The 18,943-nt window shown below is 44.3% G+C and carries 14 protein-coding genes; 9 read left to right on the top strand and 5 right to left on the bottom strand.

Features of this window, described 5'->3' with window-relative positions:
- Positions 1-92 precede the first annotated feature (92 nt).
- On the top strand, positions 93-1,265 hold the full coding sequence (locus AAJP47_RS09455; protein ID WP_346717665.1) for a JmjC domain-containing protein: 1,173 nt from the start codon (positions 93-95) through the stop codon (positions 1,263-1,265).
- A gap of 179 nt (positions 1,266-1,444) precedes the next feature.
- Here AAJP47_RS09455 and AAJP47_RS09450 read toward each other — a convergent pair whose 3' ends face one another.
- The 3 genes from AAJP47_RS09450 to AAJP47_RS09440 all read right to left on the bottom strand — a co-directional run bounded on the left by AAJP47_RS09450 (position 1,445) and on the right by AAJP47_RS09440 (position 7,438).
- Positions 1,445-2,137, bottom strand: a complete 693-nt coding sequence (locus tag AAJP47_RS09450) for a 1-pyrroline-5-carboxylate dehydrogenase (protein WP_346717664.1) — start codon at positions 2,135-2,137, stop codon at positions 1,445-1,447.
- A gap of 11 nt (positions 2,138-2,148) precedes the next feature.
- On the bottom strand, positions 2,149-5,412 hold the full coding sequence (gene putA, locus AAJP47_RS09445) for a bifunctional proline dehydrogenase/L-glutamate gamma-semialdehyde dehydrogenase PutA (RefSeq protein WP_346717663.1): 3,264 nt from the start codon (positions 5,410-5,412) through the stop codon (positions 2,149-2,151).
- Positions 5,413-6,142: 730 nt separating this feature from the next.
- A complete protein-coding gene (locus AAJP47_RS09440; RefSeq protein ID WP_346717662.1) occupies positions 6,143-7,438 on the bottom strand; it encodes an NCS2 family permease in 1,296 nt (431 codons plus the stop codon).
- A gap of 453 nt (positions 7,439-7,891) precedes the next feature.
- Here AAJP47_RS09440 and tolQ point away from each other — a divergent pair, with 453 nt between their 5' ends.
- From tolQ to AAJP47_RS09400, 8 genes are all read left to right on the top strand, one after another.
- Entirely contained in the window at positions 7,892-8,614 is a 723-nt protein-coding gene (gene tolQ / locus AAJP47_RS09435) for a protein TolQ (protein WP_346717661.1), read from the top strand.
- Positions 8,611-9,069 (top strand): protein TolR, encoded by a 459-nt coding sequence (tolR, locus tag AAJP47_RS09430; protein WP_346717660.1) that lies wholly within the window; start codon positions 8,611-8,613, stop codon positions 9,067-9,069. The genes tolQ and tolR overlap by 4 nt, the downstream gene beginning before the upstream one ends.
- Positions 9,070-9,144: 75 nt before the next feature.
- A complete protein-coding gene (locus AAJP47_RS09425) occupies positions 9,145-10,116 on the top strand; it encodes a cell envelope integrity TolA family protein (protein WP_346717659.1) in 972 nt (323 codons plus the stop codon).
- A 140-nt stretch (positions 10,117-10,256) separates the two neighbouring features.
- On the top strand, positions 10,257-11,564 hold the full coding sequence (locus tag AAJP47_RS09420; RefSeq protein ID WP_346717658.1) for a translocation protein TolB: 1,308 nt from the start codon (positions 10,257-10,259) through the stop codon (positions 11,562-11,564).
- Between the two features lie 483 nt (positions 11,565-12,047).
- Positions 12,048-13,544, top strand: a complete 1,497-nt coding sequence (locus tag AAJP47_RS09415) for an NCS1 family nucleobase:cation symporter-1 (RefSeq protein WP_346717657.1) — start codon at positions 12,048-12,050, stop codon at positions 13,542-13,544.
- A gap of 114 nt (positions 13,545-13,658) precedes the next feature.
- Positions 13,659-14,639, top strand: coding sequence for an allantoinase PuuE (puuE, locus tag AAJP47_RS09410; protein ID WP_346717656.1), 981 nt, complete (start codon positions 13,659-13,661; stop codon positions 14,637-14,639).
- Between the two features lie 102 nt (positions 14,640-14,741).
- Positions 14,742-15,863 carry an allantoicase gene (gene alc / locus AAJP47_RS09405; protein ID WP_346717655.1) on the top strand — a complete coding sequence of 374 codons (1,122 nt, stop codon included), beginning with the start codon at positions 14,742-14,744 and terminating at the stop codon, positions 15,861-15,863.
- Entirely contained in the window at positions 15,863-16,384 is a 522-nt protein-coding gene (locus tag AAJP47_RS09400) for an ureidoglycolate lyase (protein WP_346717654.1), read from the top strand. Before alc ends, AAJP47_RS09400 begins: the two co-directional genes overlap by 1 nt.
- 557 nt (positions 16,385-16,941) lie before the next feature.
- On the opposite strand, the gene AAJP47_RS09395 is transcribed toward AAJP47_RS09400, so the two are convergent.
- A complete protein-coding gene (locus AAJP47_RS09395; protein ID WP_346717653.1) occupies positions 16,942-17,559 on the bottom strand; it encodes a flavodoxin family protein in 618 nt (205 codons plus the stop codon).
- Between the two features lie 364 nt (positions 17,560-17,923).
- Positions 17,924-18,886: a purine nucleoside phosphorylase YfiH/LACC1 family protein gene (locus AAJP47_RS09390; RefSeq protein WP_346717652.1), complete on the bottom strand. Its 963-nt coding sequence runs from the start codon at positions 18,884-18,886 to the stop codon at positions 17,924-17,926.
- Positions 18,887-18,943 lie beyond the last annotated feature (57 nt).

Raw genomic sequence — 18,943 nt, 5'->3', positions numbered from 1 at the left:
TCATCAGATAGAGGATTATCATAAACTATTAGAACCCTCCTATAAAGCACTCATTACCACTCTCCTCTCTATTCAAAAATACGGATTTATAAATGAACTCTATACCCCTTTGTTTGCCAGAATCTATCACCCCTGAGCAATTTTTGGCAGAATATTGGCAAAAGAAACCCCTTCTAATCAAACAAGGCTTGCCACAATTAGCAGAGATGTTTGAGCCAGAAGATATGCTGGGTTTAGCCATTGAAGAAGACGCTTCAGCGCGTCTGTTGACACAAGCCGATACCAAACAAAAAGGTCAACCGCAATGGCAACTAAAAAAAAGCCCATTGACTGAGTCAGACTTTGATAATCTGCCGAAGCAGTGGACGGTGTTGGTACAAAACCTTGAACAGTGGTCACCTGAGCTTGGTCAATTATGGCAAGCATTTGATTTTATCCCGCAGTGGCAACGAGACGACATCATGGTTTCTTATGCGCCTAAAGGGGGCTCAGTTGGCAAACACTATGACGATTATGATGTGTTTTTGGCACAAGGTTATGGGCATCGTCGTTGGCAATTGGGCAAATTCTGTGATCAAAACACTGAGTTTGTCGCTGATGAACCCATCAGGCTGTTTGATGATATGGGCGAGATTATTTTTGATGAAATATTAGAAGCGGGTGACGTGCTTTACGTACCGCCTAAACTGTCTCATTTTGGGGTAGCGCAAGATGACTGCTTGACCTTTTCTTTTGGCTGCCGTCGTCCAAATTTGATGCAAATTATTGATAGTCTGGCTGATGTGGCTACCAACGATAGCGATTTATTTATCCCTATGCTGCTACCACAAACAATGCAAGCATCAGGTGAGTTGCGAGCGGATAGTATTGACGCGATTAAAACCCAGTTGTTAGCGTTGCTACAATCTGAGCGCGGCGATCATGTTATTCGTCAAGCCGTGTCAGAAGTGGTAAGCAAACGCCAATATGATGCCCTTGTGCCGGAAGAGACATTAGACACCGATGAGCTGATACAAGCTTTGTCAGAAGGCGCAACGCTACAAGCGGACTATAGTAACCGTCTGCTTTATAGCCAAACCAGTGATGGTGCTGTGCTATATGCCAATGGTCAGCGCGTTGATGGTCTTGATGAGGCTGCGCTGTCTATTCTTATTCGTCTGGCTAATGGTGAACATCTACAACAAAGCGATGTGACAGACATTGATCCAGACGATCTCAGCGAGTGGTTAGAAAACGGCTGGGTTTGGGTAAATTTTTCTGAGTAACTTTAAACTTATTCATATTAATCAAGTGATTTAATCCCTTCAATCACAAATGATGCAAACACAAAAAAACCGCTGCCTGAGCAACACTCAGATAGCGGTTTTTTATTGTCTAGCTTTTAATAGGACGGTAATAACGCTTAATTTTTTATCAAAGCTAAGCGCGTCTTTAACGAAAGCTATTACTCTGTACCAAGCTCAAGTAAGCTGGCGTTACCACCAATAGCAGTGGTATTGATTGTTTTGACGCGCTCTGTGACAAAACGGTGCAGATAATCTGGTGTTAGCATTTCTGAAAAGCCTTCCATATCAGTGACAGCAATGACTTGTGTCAAGATACCGTCAGTTTTGGCAAGCTCTTGACTGATGGTTTGGATGTCGCTGTGAGTACCCGCGACAGCAACTTGCGCAAGACGGTCAATATACAAAAGCGTAATGGTTTGTGAGTCGTTAGCGACGCTCAACACATCATCGCTGATGCCAGTCTCATAGAGAATCTTTGCCGCTTCATTGCACATCTCATCTTGACTTGGGCAATGCAAAATTACTTCATTACCTGTCAACAAAGCTGCTACGAGCTGGCCCAATACTGCCATGGCTTTAGCAGAGTCACCGCCAACCACCATGGTTTTACCGCGAGCGGTCACGTACAGATCATTGGATTCACCCGTTGCACCCGTCATACGATGCATCTCATCCAAACTGGGCGCAGCACTCAATAAATGAGTGAACAGACGCTTTGCCTTATTGGCGTCACCCGTCAATAAAGCCAGTTTAGGAATAGCCGCTTGCAAATAGGTAGCGCGATTCACTGCGCCAAGCAGTCGCCAAGATTCACAAACCTGGGCATGATTTTTTTTGAATTCAGTCGCCATGTTGCTACTCCTTATGCGAGTTCTGTTTGAGTGGTTGAGTATGTGTTATTTGCTGTTTGTTCAGTCATTGATTGCTCATTAACTGATGCTTCTGTCGTCAATTGCATGAGACGCGCTACATAATGCGGACCGCCCGCTTTAGGACCAGTTCCAGATAAGCCGCAACCACCGAATGGTTGTACATTCACTACTGCACCAATCTGATTACGGTTAATGTAAGTATTACCAACGAAAGCACGGCGCTCGATATGCTCAGCCGTATTTTCGATACGACTATGAATACCCAAGGTTAAACCAAATCCGGTATTGTTAATCGAATCAATCAACTTATCCAAATCACGCGCTTGGTAACGTAGTACATGCAAGATCGGGCCAAAGTGCTCACCACCAATCACATCAATACTTTTTACTTCAATCGCCGTAGGCAGTACAAAGGTAGATTGTTCTTGGCTAACCACCGAGCTCACACTCATTGGCGTTTGAGCCAAAATGTTTGCCGTGGGTTCGGTACGCATACGCTCAATATGGGCTTCAAGACCTTGCTTGGCATCATTATCAATCACGGGACCGACGTCGGTTGCCGCATAAAGTGGATTGCCCACAAGCAGCTCCGCCATATTGCCTTGTAGCAACTCAATCAAATCATCAGCCATCTCTTCTTGTACACACAAGATTCGGCACGCTGAACAACGCTGACCTGCTGAACCAAATGCAGATAACACAGCATCTCTCACCACTTGCTCTGGCAGCGCCGTTGAATCAACAATCATGGCATTTTGACCACCAGTCTCAGCGATAAACACGGGCAACTCACCGCTGGCTTGTGCATGATCGTTCAAGCTTTGGTTGATACGTTGAGCGGTCTGAGTAGAGCCTGTGAAAATGACGCCTGCGATATTATTAGCTGCTGTCAATGCACCGCCCACGTCCCCAGCCCCAATAACCAATTGCAATGCTTCTGCTGGTACGCCTGCTTGATACATTAATTGTGCACCAAAATGAGCAATCAAGCTGGTCTGTTCGGCAGGTTTGGCCACAACTGTGTTACCCGCCGCTAACGCTGCCACGATTTGACCGGTATAAATAGCCAATGGGAAGTTCCAAGGACTGATACAGACAAAGGTGCCACGCGCTTTATAAGCTTGGCGCGACGGTTGACCGCTTAAATCTGTGAATTCATATACCTTCGTGTCTAAACGCTCGGCTTCATCCGCATAAAAACGACAAAAATCAACGGCCTCTTTAATCTCATCGATGCTGTCTTGCATGGTCTTGCCCGCTTCAACTTGGCACAATGCCATCAGTTCAGCGTAGTTTTCTTCATAAAGATCCGCTATTTTGCGCAATATATCAGCGCGCTTGGCAGCGGATACCGTTTGCCATGCACTTTGTCCAGCAACTGCCACGTCGATAGCGTGGCGAGCCAGTGCGGCATTGGCGTAAGTCACTTCACCTGCACTGACTTGTTGATTCCAAGGAGCGCGTACGGGTTGCACATCAAGCTTTTGAGTGACGCCATCCACGTCGTATGCATCAATAGCTTGACCATTGACAATAGACGTTGCTGACCAAGTTTTGTGCAAATGGCTGTCAATAGCCGACTTAAACGGCAGCCATTGTGACTCTACAAAGATATTCGGACCAAAGCTGGCACGTCTTGACCCATAGATGCCTGCTGGCAGTGGAATATCGGGGTTGTGCAACGTGGCGTTGGTGAGAAGCTTGTCATAAGGATGCACGGTTAGCTTGTCAATCGGATAAGACTTATCTAAAAGCTGATGGACAAACGAGCTGTTGGCACCGTTTTCAAGCAAGCGGCGTACCAAATACGGCAGCAAGTCTTTATGGGCACCTACTGGGGCGTAAATACGAACAGGGATTTTGTATGCTTGTAAAATGTGATCATAAAGTGCATCACCCATACCATGCAGACGCTGAAACTCAAACTCTTTGTGCTTACTCATGGTCATAATGGAGGCCAGTGTATGCGCATTATGAGTAGCAAACTGTGGCCAAATAAGACCACGCAGATGGTCTGACAATAAGAAACGCGCGCACGCAAGATACGCGGTGTCTGTGCCTTCTTTGCGTGTCCAAACCGGATAGCCTGACAATCCTTTTTGCTGAGCAAGTTTGATTTCTGTATCCCAATACGCGCCTTTAACCAAACGTACCGGAATACGGTCACCGACTTCTTTAGATATACGAGCAAGCCACGCGAGAACAGCAATAGCGCGCTTAGAGTAACCTTGCACAACAATACCTAAACCATCCCAGCCTGCGGTTAAGTTGTCACGATATAACGACTCAAACAACTTCAAAGAAATCTCAAGACGATCCGCTTCTTCGGCATCGATACTGAGATCGACGTTGACTTCACGCGCCGCTTCAATCAGCAGCAAACAGCGTTGGCGTAACAGCCCCATTACTTGCGCTTCTTGCGTGGCTTCGTAGCGAGGATGCAAGGCAGATAGCTTGATTGACACAGAAGGCTTTGGCATACCCTCTTTGACTTTGATACTGGCCGTGGCTCTGATCGCATGCAAATAGTCATTGAAATACTTTTCAGCGTCTCGCTGAGTAATCGCCGCCTCACCTAGCATATCAAATGAGTAGGTGTAGCCTCTATTACGGTATGGTTGACTGTTTTTGTTTGCGCCTTCAATGGTCTCGCCTAGTACAAACTGATGCCCCATGATACGCATGGCTTTTTGCATCGCACTACGAATCACCGGTTCGCCCATTTTTTTGGTCATACGATCCAAAAATCCTGACGCCGTGGTATTGCTATCGATACTCACGACACGGCCCGTCATCATCATGCCCCATGAGGAGGCATTGACCATAAAGTTATTGTCGTTCTTGATGTGTTTTTTCCAGTCAGCCACACTCATTTTGTCGTGAATAAGCGCGTCCGCAGTATAATTGTCAGGCACTCGAATCAGCGCTTCTGCCAAGCTCATCAGCAAGATGCCTTCTTGCGTGTCGAGACTGTATTCGAGCAATAACGAGTCAACCATTTTGACCGCTTTGCCATCATTACGTACATGCTCCACCAGCTGGCGCGTTTGTTCAGCCGCCGCATTACGCTCTTCATCGCTAGGCTTAGCCAATGGCAATAACTCTGACAACCAACTCGCTTCATCAACGCTATATAATGGAGAGATCCGCGCGTGCAGCGTGTCTGATGATTGAGTGATATAGTCTGGCGATAGCAAATCGACAGGGTTAAACAAAATCGGTTCTTGCGGGGTAAACTGATCTACTGGGTTCATAACAACTCCATAACTATCGTTTAAAAACCATAATAAATGGTGCTTTAGGACGTTTGATCTTGGTGCTTAAGTGTCTATCACCACTATTGTCTTAAATAGTGATCATTGATTGATACTCACAGCAATAGTCAAAACACCAAACAGCGCCATCACGAAACGGGAAAATCCAGCATAGGCTGGAAATGGTTAAGTAGGTCGTTCGAGTGTTAAACGGGCTACGTTAACAATACAAAGGCAACAACAAAACGTTAAGCGACATTAGTGCCTTCTTCTTGTTAGTAGTGAAAGGAGTGTGATGCTCAGATATGTCTATCACTTAATCAAAATAATAAGAAATAAATAAAATATCGCTTTGATTGGGTTTAGATCTGTCATCTTATTTGACGCTAATTCACTGTAAGAAAAACCTCTACGGCGTTGATTGAGGTGATGCGCTTAACTCGGGCATGGTAGCATGAAAAAAATTTTCAAACTAACACTATTTACCATTTTTATAAATTAATATCATGCGAAAAAACAACCAGTTATCACCACCTTATCTATTGTGACGCTTTGGTTATATTTTTCTGTTTACTATTGTAAATTAATTTTTTTAAATCAAACACTTGCAAACAATAGCAGTCATAAACAAACCTTCTGAGCGTTTTTGACACAAAAAAACCCGCTTCATCGTTTTATGAGGAAGCGGGTTTAAAAGCAAAAATAAAGCTTGTAAGGGTATTCTAAAAGCTTATAACAATACCAACTTAGCCAATAAAATAATCGTTAATACCCAAACTGGAATGGTGATTTCAGAGAATTTACCCGTCATAAGTTTGACTGCGGTAAAGGTGATAAAACCAAGCGCAATACCATCAGCGATAGAATACGTCAGCGGCGTCAACAACAGAACAACAGCGACAGGAGCCGCTTCTGTTAAATCTTCCCAGTTAATATCCTTTAAGGTGAACAGCATCAAAACAGACACATAAAAAATCGCACCCGCTGTGGCGTAAGCGGGAATCATACCGGCTAATGGCGCAAAGAAAATACTTAGGATGAACAAAACGCCCACCGTCACTGCCATAAGGCCAGTACGTCCACCAGAGGCAACGCCTGAGGCACTTTCAATATAACTGGTTGTCGATGACGTACCAAGCATGGCACCTGCTACAGTAGCGGTTGAATCGGCCAATAAGGCTTTGTCCATATTAGGGATATTGCCGTCTTTGTCAATCAAGCCAGCTTTGCTAGTGATACCCACTAAGCTGCCTGTTGTATCGAATAAATCAACGAATAAAAACGCAAAGATAACACTGATCATACCCACGTCAAATGCACCAGCAATATCCAGCTCCATCAGCGTTGGTGCAATCGATGGTGGTGCCGACATAATGCCAGCAAACTGCGTATGACCCGTTATTAAGCTGATCAATGTAATGACTAGAATACCGATCGTAACCGCACCTGGTACCTTTTTATAGACCAGACCAATGATGATAAAGAAACCCAAAGCCGCCATCATAGGTGGAAATGAGCTCATGTCACCAAGCATGACCAAGGTCGCATCACGGCCTACAATAATGCCCGAGCTTTGTAACGCGATAAAGGCTAAAAAAGCCCCAATACCTGCCACAATACCCTGTTTAAGACTGGTTGGAATAGCGTTGATGATCCATTCGCGAATCTTGAACAAGCTCAAAATAATAAACAAACAACCGGATAAGAAAACTGCCCCTAATGCCGTTTGCCATGCATAGCCCATGCCCAGTACGACACCGTAGGTAAAAAAAGCATTCAAGCCCATACCAGGTGCTAGTGCTACCGGTAATCTGGCATAGATACCCATGATAAAGCAGCCTACTGCCGCTGCTAAACAGGTGGCAACAAACACCGCCCCTTTATCCATACCAGCCTCAGCCAATACGTTGGGGTTCACAAAGATGATATAAGCCATGGTCAAAAAAGTGGTTATACCGGCGAGGATTTCCGTTCTGACCGTGGTGTTTTCACCGTTAATCCCAAAATAGCGTTCAATTGCATTCATAGTGTCGCGCCCAGCTTGCTAGTGAAAGAACAAATGTATTGGTGCCTAAAATAAATATGACGTCAGCAAAAATTGCGACGTCATTATCAAAAGGCAGCGGTAACAAAGTGCAACATTTTAGAGAAATTACGGTATAAATTCAATCATTACCCGTGCCTTATGGGTATAAATCTGCTTCTTTGGCTAATTATTAAATAATACCCAGATATGATTTTGAATATGGTTATGCGCTTATAGATCACTTTATGAATGAATATGGACAAATACAAATGTTATTATTGAGTATTTAACACTTTAATAAATGACCTTTTTTGTATTTAGCAGTACACTAGGCGGCTGATAGCACTATGTAAAATAAAAGTATTTGGCTTATTATCATACGTTTAGCTGACAGTTATATTTGGTGCGTTTTGCACAAAGCCAGTCATTATCCATTATCTATGAGTCCCATACATGCCTGAATCATTGAATATTATTGACCTTATCACTCAAGCCAGTCTTTTGGTACAGATTGTGATGGCGTTATTGTTGTTGGCTTCCTTACTGAGTTGGGTGATTATCTTTCGTATGAGTGCGCGGCTTGGTACCGCTAAAAACTTCGATGAGCAGTTTGAGACATGGTTTTGGTCTGGGGAAGATTTGGCCAAACTATACCAAGGTGTGCAAGGCTCACCTGAGCGCCAAGGCCTTGAGCAAATCTTTTATGTCGGGTTTTCTGAATACCTAAGAATGCATAAAAAGCGCCAACCTAAAGATGACATCATCGATGGCGTTGAACGTAAGCTGCGAGTTGGTTTGGGACGTCAGCAGCAATTATTAGAGTCAGGATTGGCGACACTTGCCAGCATCGGATCAGTTGCGCCTTATATTGGTCTATTCGGTACCGTTTGGGGCATTATGAATGCGTTTTTAGGATTGTCTCAAACTGAGCAAGCAACCCTTGCCTCTGTCGCACCTGGTATTGCTGAAGCGTTAATTGCTACCGCTATGGGCTTGTTTGCAGCGATTCCAGCTGTGCTGGCATACAATCATTTTACCGCCAAGTCTAGTCGTCTCTATGACTCACGTGCCCTATTCTGTGATGAGATGACAGGTATGCTTCAACGTGAGACCAGCGCAGAAATCATCACGGGTAAAGAAACCCTCTCTGATAGCACTCAGGTAACAGGGTTATGAAGCAAAGTCCCTATCGCCGCGAGAAAAAAGCGCTGAATGCGGAGATGAACGTCGTTCCTTATATTGACGTGATGCTCGTGCTACTCGTTATATTCATGGTAACGGCCCCAATGCTGATTACGGGTGTTGATGTTGACTTGCCAAAAGAGCAGACCAATACCATGAGCCAAAGCCAGCTACCTGTTATTGTCTCACTGACTGACAGTGGTGAGATCTTTGTCAGTTATGAGAATAATGTGGACTTACCAGTTACTGAGCCTGAACTGATCGACACCTTATCGACCCTTCAAAATCAAAGTAGCGACGCTGGTGCTCAGCCTTTACAAGTCATGATTAATGCGGACCAAAACAATCAATATGGCGCGATTATGACTTTGATGGCAAGCTTACAACAAGCAGGTATTCAAAAAGTTGGTCTATTAACAGGCGCTCCTTTGCCCACGCCTTCATTGTAATGACGCCTATTACTAGCACCACTTGTTATAATAAAGCAGACCATTCGATAAACTTCGTTTTTGAGTATCCTTATCATGCATAATGCTCCTATCGTTTATGTACCGACCCAACCTGAAGGTAATGGCTTAACGTTGCCAATGCTACTCAGTTTGCTCGCGCATGGTCTGGTGATTGGCGTACTCATTTATACCTACCAACACACTGAGGTAGAGCCAACAGGTAGTATCGAAACTGTGATGGTATCGCCTGAGCAATTGGCTGAAATGCAAGGACAAATCTTGGCCAACCGTGCCGCCGCCGCTAGTGCTATGCAGGCCGAGAGCAGCGCTACCAGCATGACGCAAACAGAAACTTTTGATGGTGGCGCAAGCACACAAAACCCCAATCAAACAAGCTCTCAGCGTGTGCCCGTATTTACACGCTCTGATGATGCTAGCCAGCCGATGCTAATGAGTGACGATCAACGTCAGCGTATACTTGATCAAAATCAAGAGTATGAGCGCCGTATGGCGGAATGGGCAGCCCAACTTGATGACTCGGTGACCGAAGAGCATGACCAAGTTGAGCAAAATAGAAGTGATCAGCGCACAGAAGAACAAGAGCGGCTCGGAGATTATCGCGTAAAACAAAACACGCCACCTAAAATTAATCGTCCGACTGCCAGTAATCGTAATATAGAAATTACGACTGGCAGCTCAGGCAAAACTTACAACCTATCAGATGGTGAGTCGAGTATTTCTGGCGATACCTCCAATCAATCTAGTAATAAAGGCAGCGGCAGTCGCTCTATAGGCGACGTAAAAAGTGCTATTGCTGATAAGATCGAGCGCAATCTTAAGGCCCCAACTGACACCCAAGGTTTGACTGCTAGGGTGAGACTCAAATTGGATTCAAGGGGTAACGTACTCTCTGCTGACGCTAATGGCTCTAACCCAAAAGTCAATCAAGCGGCAGAAGATGCAGCGTTTGCGGCCAGTCCACTACCGATTGATTTTGACAACGCTGCTAACTTTGCGGATCTTATTATTAACGTCACCGTTCAATAGAATACTGGTAATCATACTTAGTCTATATATCGTTGATCCATTATGAAATAATTGGGATAAGAGTAGCTTACCTTATAGGGTTGGTTCACTATAAGTAATATTGAGGCCCACTTAATAACTTTCTTTTTAGAGAATCTTTTATGAAACAACTGACCTTGTCCAATGTACGTAGTATTTCAAATATATTGTTATTTACACCTCTATTGTTTGTACCTATCTATGCATCTACTGCTGCGCCGATAGAAATCGATGTTTCGACCACTGCTCCAAGACAGCAAAACCAAGTCGCTTTTGTGCCGTTTGCAGGCGATTCTGTTTTATCGCCCATTATCCTAAACGATTTGAGTAAGACTGAGCTAAAAGTGACCAGTCAAAATTTGCCACAGCAGCCGCATAATAGTAGCGAGTTGGCAGGCTCGTTACCCATTTGGCAAAGTATGGGGATTCCTTACTTAGTAGTCGGTAGTACACGCAGTAATCACGGCAAAATAGTAACGGATTATGAAGTGGTGGATGTCAAGTCTGGTCGCGTTATCCAAGGCAAACAAAGCTTAACGGCTCACAATAACAAAGAAAGCATGCGTTATGCAGGACATGTCATCTCTGATAAAGTGTATGAGCTTATTACAGGCATTCCAGGCGATTTCTCAGGACGTATTGCTTATATTGAAGAGGTCGGCACTGGCAAAAATAAAGTATCCCGCCTAAAGGTCATGGATGCAGATGGCGAAAACGCCAAAACCATTACCGAGGTAGCAGGATCTATATTTTCACCAACCTGGTCACCCGATGGCAATCGCATCGCTTATTCGGTACAACGCGATAAATCCTATCCTGTAATCTATGTACAAAATGTCAGCGGTGGTGGTGCCACACCATTGACGCCGTTTTCCGGCAGTAACTTGAGTCCTTCATTTTCACCCGATGGTAGTAAAATACTGTTCTCAAGCAGCTTTGAAGGCAGTTCCCATATTTATGAGATGAGCGCCAGTGGCGGTCAACCTAGAAGACTGACCAATTGGCCAAGCAGTGAAGTACAGCCAAGCTATGCGCCTGATGGTAAATCATTCGTATTCGTCAGCGATCGAGCCGGATTTAACAAACCGCAGATTTATCGTTATGAGTTTGGCTCAGGTCGTACGACCAAAGTGTCAAATAGTGGCTACGCCACCAGCCCGCAATATAGTAGCGATGGCTCACAAATTGCCTTTTTAAATGGACGTTCAGCTGCCATTATGAACAGCAGCGGCGCTGTGACTGCCAACTTGGGCAATACTGGCATTGATGAAGCCCCAAGCTTCTCACCTAATGGTAAACGCGTGGTCTATGCTTCAACCCAAGGCGGCAAAGGTGTATTGACCATCAAATCTCTCAATGGCGGCGAAGCGTTTGGTAAATCAGGACAGGGTGTTATCCGCTCACCTGTCTGGTCATCTAGCCCTCAATAGTGCTTTTAGCTCATACGCTGATTGATAGATAAAGCAGTGTGTCCCCTCCTAAAATAGATTGATAGTTTATTGGTAAGCCAGATACCCTGAGTATCTGGCTTTTTTACATTAGGGCGCGTTGAACATTCACAAATAGGCACTGCGGATCGCTAAAATGGTGACAGACAAGGCGCAAGTTGAAGATAATGTCGCTACCTTAGCCGATGTTCTCATATTCAAACTAAGATGCGGTCTGATATGGTTGTAAATATAAACAGACTCATCGATAAGCAGTCTAAGCTCACTCATAATCTTTTTGAGTACGCTTCACCTTTATATGCTCTTGCTTATCTATTGATAAACTCCTTTTTCGTAAACTTATTTCAGGACGGGACAACTCAGTGGTACACATATAAGTTAAGAAGTCGCTTGACGGGATTGGCACATATGCATAAAGTGAAATGATTGCTGAATTTGACTATTGTTTATTAGGAAGGGAAGACTATGCCTGACAATACCGAGCCAAAACGCGCTGATCTGCACCAAGCTGATTATGATCACAGTCAACTTGATCCTGCTATCAAGCATTCAAGACTGTATAACGAGGATTTGGCACCAATACAGCAAACAGAACGCACTTGGGGCTGGTTTGCGATATTTAATGTCTGGTCAAATGATATTCAAAGCCTATTTGGTTACACGCTGGCAGCATCCCTCTTTTTGAGCTACGGTTTGAGCGGCTGGTGGGTAATGGCGGCCATTATATGCGCAGGCTTTATTGTCATGCTAATGGTGAACTTGACAGGTAAGCCCAGTGTCAAATACGGGATTCCTTTTCCGGTATTGATACGCTCAAGCCTTGGCATTAATGGGGCTAACCTTCCTGCAATGCTACGGGCTATTATCGGTATTTTTTGGTATGGCGTACAAACGTACTTTGCGTCAACAGCAGTCGCCATTTTATTAACGATGGTAATGGGCGGCTCGGATGCCACCCTCTTAGGTCTCAATAGCACAGCTTGGTTAGCATTTGTCATCGTTTGGATATTTCAGTTGCTGCTTTTTTGGTCAGGTGTCGAGACTATTAAGCATTTTTTGAATTGGGCAGGTCCATTGGTTTATGTGGTCATGGTTATTTTGATGGGCGTTGTCTGGTATCAGTCAGGCTCAGAACTGTTACCAGCGATTGGCTCTATTTTTAGTCGCGACAGTGATTATACTGGAAGTTCATTACAGGCTTTTATAGCAGTGGTGGGTACGATGGTCGCTTATTTTGCGGCCGTTGTTATTAATTTTGGCGATTTCTCACGTTTTTTACGCAGTGAAAGGGACATGAAAATTGGTAATTTGATTGGTTTGCCTATAAACATGGCGTTCTTTTCATTCATAGCCCTTGTGATTACTGCTGGTACTCTCGTATTATTTGGCGAGGCATTGACCAATCCTTCTGATATTGTTGAGCGAGTGGATGCGTTACCATTAACCATCATTGCTGCCCTAACCTTCTTTGCTGCCACAGTCGGTATCAATATGGTCGCAAACTTCATACCGCCAGCATACGACTTGGCAAACCTGTTTCCGAAGCGCATCAACTTTCGCATGGGCGGTTTGATTACTGCTGTCATTGCCTTTTTTGTGGGTGCATTGTGGCTATCATTCATCAGCCAAATTGGTATTGTCGGTTTTGTGAATGCCATTGGTGCAATAATAGCGCCATTCTTTGGTATTTTGATCATCGATTATTACGTGATCAAGCGCCAACACATTAATATGAATGATTTGTTTTCGGACAAGCCAACGGGTGCCTACTATTACTACAAAGGTTGGAACATTCGTGGTGTCATAGCGTTTGCTATCGGGGCTATTTTCTCCTTGTCTACGGTGCTTGTACCAACTTTGACGAGTCTTGAAGGGTATGGGTTTTTGCTAGGTGCAGCCTTAGGCGGCGTCTCTTATTGGCTACTGATGCGCCCTATGTCGCATAGATCAGTAGAAGTATAAACTTGGTAAGAGAAAAATCAGCACATAGACAATCTCATACCATATTGCTTGGTACGGCTCATCTGATATATTTTTACCGTTTTTTACAGGAACATTTTTTATAGGACATTAATAATGATTCAAAAAGTCATCAGTGATTTTGATCAAGACAACTACCCACGCGATCTAAAAGGCTATGGTGATAATCCACCAAAAGCAAAATGGCCGGGCGGCGCAAAAATCGCCGTACAGTTTGTCCTGAACATTGAAGAAGGGGCAGAAAACAGCGTCATTCATGGCGATGGACAGTCAGAACGCTTTTTGTCTGATATATTGGGTACACCGGAATTTAACAACCGTCACCAGTCTATCGAGTCAGCATTTGAATACGGGAGTCGTGTCGGCGTCTGGCGTGTACTAGATGTGTTTAAAGAATATGGTGTGCCAATTACGACTTTTACCTGTGCCGCTGCTGCCGAAAAGACACCACACATTATCGAACGTATATTAGAAGATGGTCATGAGATTGCCAGTCACGGTCTGCGCTGGATCACTTATCAATATATGTATCGCGAGACTGAACGTGAACATATCAGCCGTGCAACCAATATATTTGAGCGCATGCTGGGCAAGCAGCCGCTCGGTTGGTATACAGGGCGCGATAGCCCGAACACACGCGAGCTGGTCGTCGAACAAGGTGGCTATCACTATGACTCCGACTCATACGGCGATGAGCTGCCCTACTGGCTCAATGTCAAAGCCCAAGATGGCAACACAATCACTCGCAAGCCGCATTTGGTCATCCCTTATAGCTTAGAGACCAACGACATGCGGTTTTCTTCTAGCCCAGGCTTCACCCATGCTGAACCCTTTTATCAGTATCTCAAAGACAGCTTTGATACCCTTTATGAAGAAGGCGCAGAAACACCCAAAATGCTGACGATTGGTTTGCACTGCCGCATCATCGGACGTGCAGGACGCATCAAAGCGTTGAAGCAGTTTTTGCACTATATCACCAACAAGCCTGACGTGTGGATATGCCGCCGTGATGAAATCGCCAAACACTGGTATGAAAATCATCCTGCGACGTCAGACAATACTACTAACTGGATGTAATTTTGCCATTACCTCGTGTAGTAAATACACCATAGTGTATCGAATAAATAAAACAAACGGCACTCTATCAATCAAAACTATTAGTAAATAAAAGGAATAACCATGAGTCAAAATACCTTAGTAGCTGGACAAATCATCTCAGCAGATAACTTACCTGAAACCCTGCCAGCTTTTACCAAAAAATCAAACGTGGCTGACAGTCGCTTGGGTGCAAAAGCGCTATTTGCAACCGATGACTTTTTTGCAGACAAGAGCCGTATTCTAAATCCTGATACTCCTGTATTTATGGTGGGTAAATTTGATGACAACGGCAAATGGATGGACGGCTGGGAGACGCGCCGTAAGCGTCACTTAGGCTATGATTATTTGGTCATCCAACTCGCCCGCCCGACTAAGATTGCAGGTCTCGATATTGATACCAGCCATTTCACGGGTAACTTTCCTTCTTCAGCCAGTGTCGATTCCTTATACGCACCAGAACTACTACAGCAGAATGAGACTGAACTTACTGGTTTGAATAAAGAAGACTGGGACGGTAAAAACTGGCAAGCGCTTGTGGGTATGACACCACTACAAGGCAATCACCATGAGTTTGTTGAGATTGATAACGAGCAAACGGTCACCCATATTCGTTTGAATATTTATCCAGATGGCGGCGTGGCCCGTCTGCGTGTCTATGGCGATATCCAGCTTGAGGCAAGTCTTAACCAACAAGGTGAGACAATTGATTTGGCAGGCGCGTTGAATGGTGGTCGCGCAATTGCCAGTAACGACGCACACTTTGGTGCAGCCAGTAATCTACTCCTACCCACTAAAGCCCCCAATATGGGAGATGGCTGGGAGACACGTCGTCGCCGTGAGCCAGGTAACGATTGGTGTATTATCGCCCTTGGTCAAGCAGGTATTGTGGATTCTATTGAAATCGATACGGCCCATTTTAAAGGCAACTATCCTGATAAAGTCTCAATCCAAGCTGTCTATTCACCAAATACGCCAGAACAAACCTTGGTCACCCAAAGTATGTTTTGGGACACCTTGCTTGAGCCGCAAAAAACCAATGCTGATGACATCCATACCTTTGGTAACGACAAACTCCAGATAGATCAGCCTATCACTCATATTCGCGTCAATATTTTCCCCGATGGTGGTATTAGTCGCGTGCGTGTCTATGGTAAGGTTGCGACTGATGCTGATACAAGTATTGATAGTACAGAGGGTAAATAATGAGTGTCATTCTAACAGCTAAGCCTTTGACCAAGGCCGATTTTGCCCCTTACGGCTCGGTTATCGAGCGCTATAGTAATAATGAGCAAACCGCTGACAATACTTATGAGATCAATAATGGCTATGCCGTTCGTCATCATGCATTGGCCGAGAGTCAGCTTGATGGTGGCGCTGTTGGTATCAGTATCTTTCGAGCCAAAAAACGTGAGAACCCGATTGCCCTCTCAGTGATGGAGTATCATCCGTTTGGCACGCAAGCGTTTGTGTCGATGGAAGGTCAAGACTATGTCGTCGTCGTCGCAAAAGCGGGTACGCCGCCGCAATCGGTAGACGATTTGGCTGTGTTCTATGCCAAATCGCATCAAGGCGTACAGTACGATGCCAACGTCTGGCATCATCCATTACTGGCGCTTGGTCAGGATAGTGATTTTTTGGTGATTGATCGTATCAACGGTGACGGTAATAACTGCTATGAGATTGATATCACTGACTGGGATGTGGTTATCGAGTTAAATAGATAACACCTCTAAACTTGGTGAAGTTATACCATTATCAAAAAACTGAAAACCCTCATTTACTCCCAATAAATGAGGGTTTTATAGTCAAATTCATTTAAAATTAAACCGTATTTTTGCCATATACCTTATATTTAAAGCCAAGCCTATTTTTTACTTAAACTGCAATAGCTAAACGATTTTTATATATAATAGGAAGAAATATTTCTCATCCCTTACTTTTCCTGATCCTGCATAGTCGATTTACTATAAAGCGGAAATAGTAATGCTGGGTTAAAACTACCTTTAAGATACTAATATGAAATCATTCACGCTAAGCTGTTTACTAACTTCAACACTACTAATGACAGGGTGCCAATCGTTTCAATTCGTCGACAGCCCTATACCGGTTACAGGGATTGCTGCTAGCAGTACAACCGTGAAAAATACCACGCCTTAACAACGTCTTGTCAAACGTCCTATAAAAACAGCCGCCATAAAAAAACAGACACCAAATTGATGTCTGTTTTTTTGTTCAAAAACTTTATTTTTAAAGAACATAAGCGATTATCGATCAGCTTACCCTAGTCTTTTGAGGATACTGGCTGATGTTTGATAATGGTTTTTGCCAAATGATCGCCGAACCAAATAGCTGTATCGATGTCACCCGATCCTGGGGTTTCTTCAGGCGGGCCGTCCAAAGACTGCGTCATTAAGCCCAAAAAACTGGATAAACGATTTAAATCATGGACGTCATGACCTGTGGGCATGAGCGGCAACCCAATCCAGTTCATACCATGCTGCATGGCATATAAAGAAATCTGCTGTAATACCGCAAGCTTGTCGCCACTGAGCCCACCTGAATTGGCAAAAGCGGCCGCCCACTTACCTTCCCACTTGCGGTTATACCAACGCTTCGAGGTTTCATCCATAAAAGTTTTAAATTCAGCTGTCACGCTACCCATGTAGACCGCACTACCAAAAACCAGCAAATCCGCTTGATCTACATAGGCCCAATCAACCTTGTGGACATCAATCGCTTTGGCTTGTGCGTCGGGTAGCTGCTTGCGCGCGCCTTCGACAATGGCTTCAGCAACGCGCTTGGTATGACCATAATTGCTGTGGTAAATAACCGCAATGGACACATTGGTTGGGTTTTCAGCAGATTTAGATTTTAAAGACGATTCAACAGATGTATTCATACAAACTCTAATAATGATGTGAAATGGTTAGATAAAACGTAATGCGATATAGTCAGGTCAATATAAAAAAAGCTACCGCGTGACTGGTATACCCTATCTATACCTTGTTAATAAAACCAAGGTTTTGTCACCTCTGTTGGCATAGACATAATAGTCGCAGCAAGCTGAGAAAGCTTTGATGAGTCACGCATGATAATGCTATAGTCGATTCTAAATAAAACAGATACGTTATTTTATGGCGCGGAACTAATATAAATTTTTCTGGCTTGCTGTGCCTACACAGGCAAGGGCTACAAAAAATTCATATCTGTCCCGCTGTATCGTTTTTATACCGAACTCACTATAAACGATAAGCCGCCTACTTTTATATAGAGGCTCTACGCACGATGACTAGCGCCATACGCCCAGTGGCTGGCTGCTGCAAATGCGTTTGACGCCGATAGGAATAGTAGCAGTCATCGCCATAACTACATTCCTTTGGTAGCTCATCCGCTAACGTTACTTCAGCCGCTTTTAATTGATCTGCTGCCAGTCTTGGTAGATTTAGCTTAAGTTTGCTGATATCAGTTTCTGCATCTTCTACCGTATGCTTTGCTAATGTATCAGCGGTCTGCTGCAAGCCTTGAGTCTCACGATGAATAACATAACGCTCATCAAACTTATTAAGGTCAGATTGTGTCAATGATTGAGCCTCTGCGCAGCCTGCTAACAACTGGTCACGGACGTGAGGACCAACTTCATAATTCGCTTGACTGATACAAACCCCAATCCACGCTTTGATCTCTCCAGACTCAGTAAAGCGTTGCACGGTCGCTTGGATAATACCGCAGGCCAGTCCTTGCCAGCCTGCATGAATCGCAGCAATCTGACCGCTGGCAGGTTGATATAAAACAATCGGCACACAGTCAGCCGTCATGATTGCCAACCCCAGACCTACCTGCTTACTAATCATGGCATCAGCCGCCAGCGGCTCCATACTTAGAGTGGTATCAACGTCACAAATGTGTTTGCCATGCACTTGATTGACCCAATGCAAGCTTTTGACATTCATATACGATTGACTATCTGATGATACGTTTGCTAATTGCTCATTAATAGCCGCCAACAAGCGCATGCGATTGGTCAATACCTTTGCCGCTTCATCCTTGACGTGTAGCCCTAAATTTAGCTCACCATAGTTGGCCGACTGGTTTGTTGCTGTATTTAGATCTACGTGCAAATGCTCCGAGTCAAGTCTATCAACGCCATTACCCAAAAAAGCCGCTGTCTGAAAAACAGCCACATCCTCTATTTGCGCAAGCAAAGTTACAGGCAGCTTATTGCTCATAATGGATCTACCCTTTTAATGGATCGGTGTTTTATCACTGGACTATGATGACATATT

The sequence above is a fragment of the Psychrobacter halotolerans genome, from assembly GCF_039680845.1.
Taxonomy (GTDB): domain Bacteria; phylum Pseudomonadota; class Gammaproteobacteria; order Pseudomonadales; family Moraxellaceae; genus Psychrobacter.
Note: the sequence above shows the minus strand (reverse complement) of the source record. Positions and strands in the feature narration are given on the sequence as shown.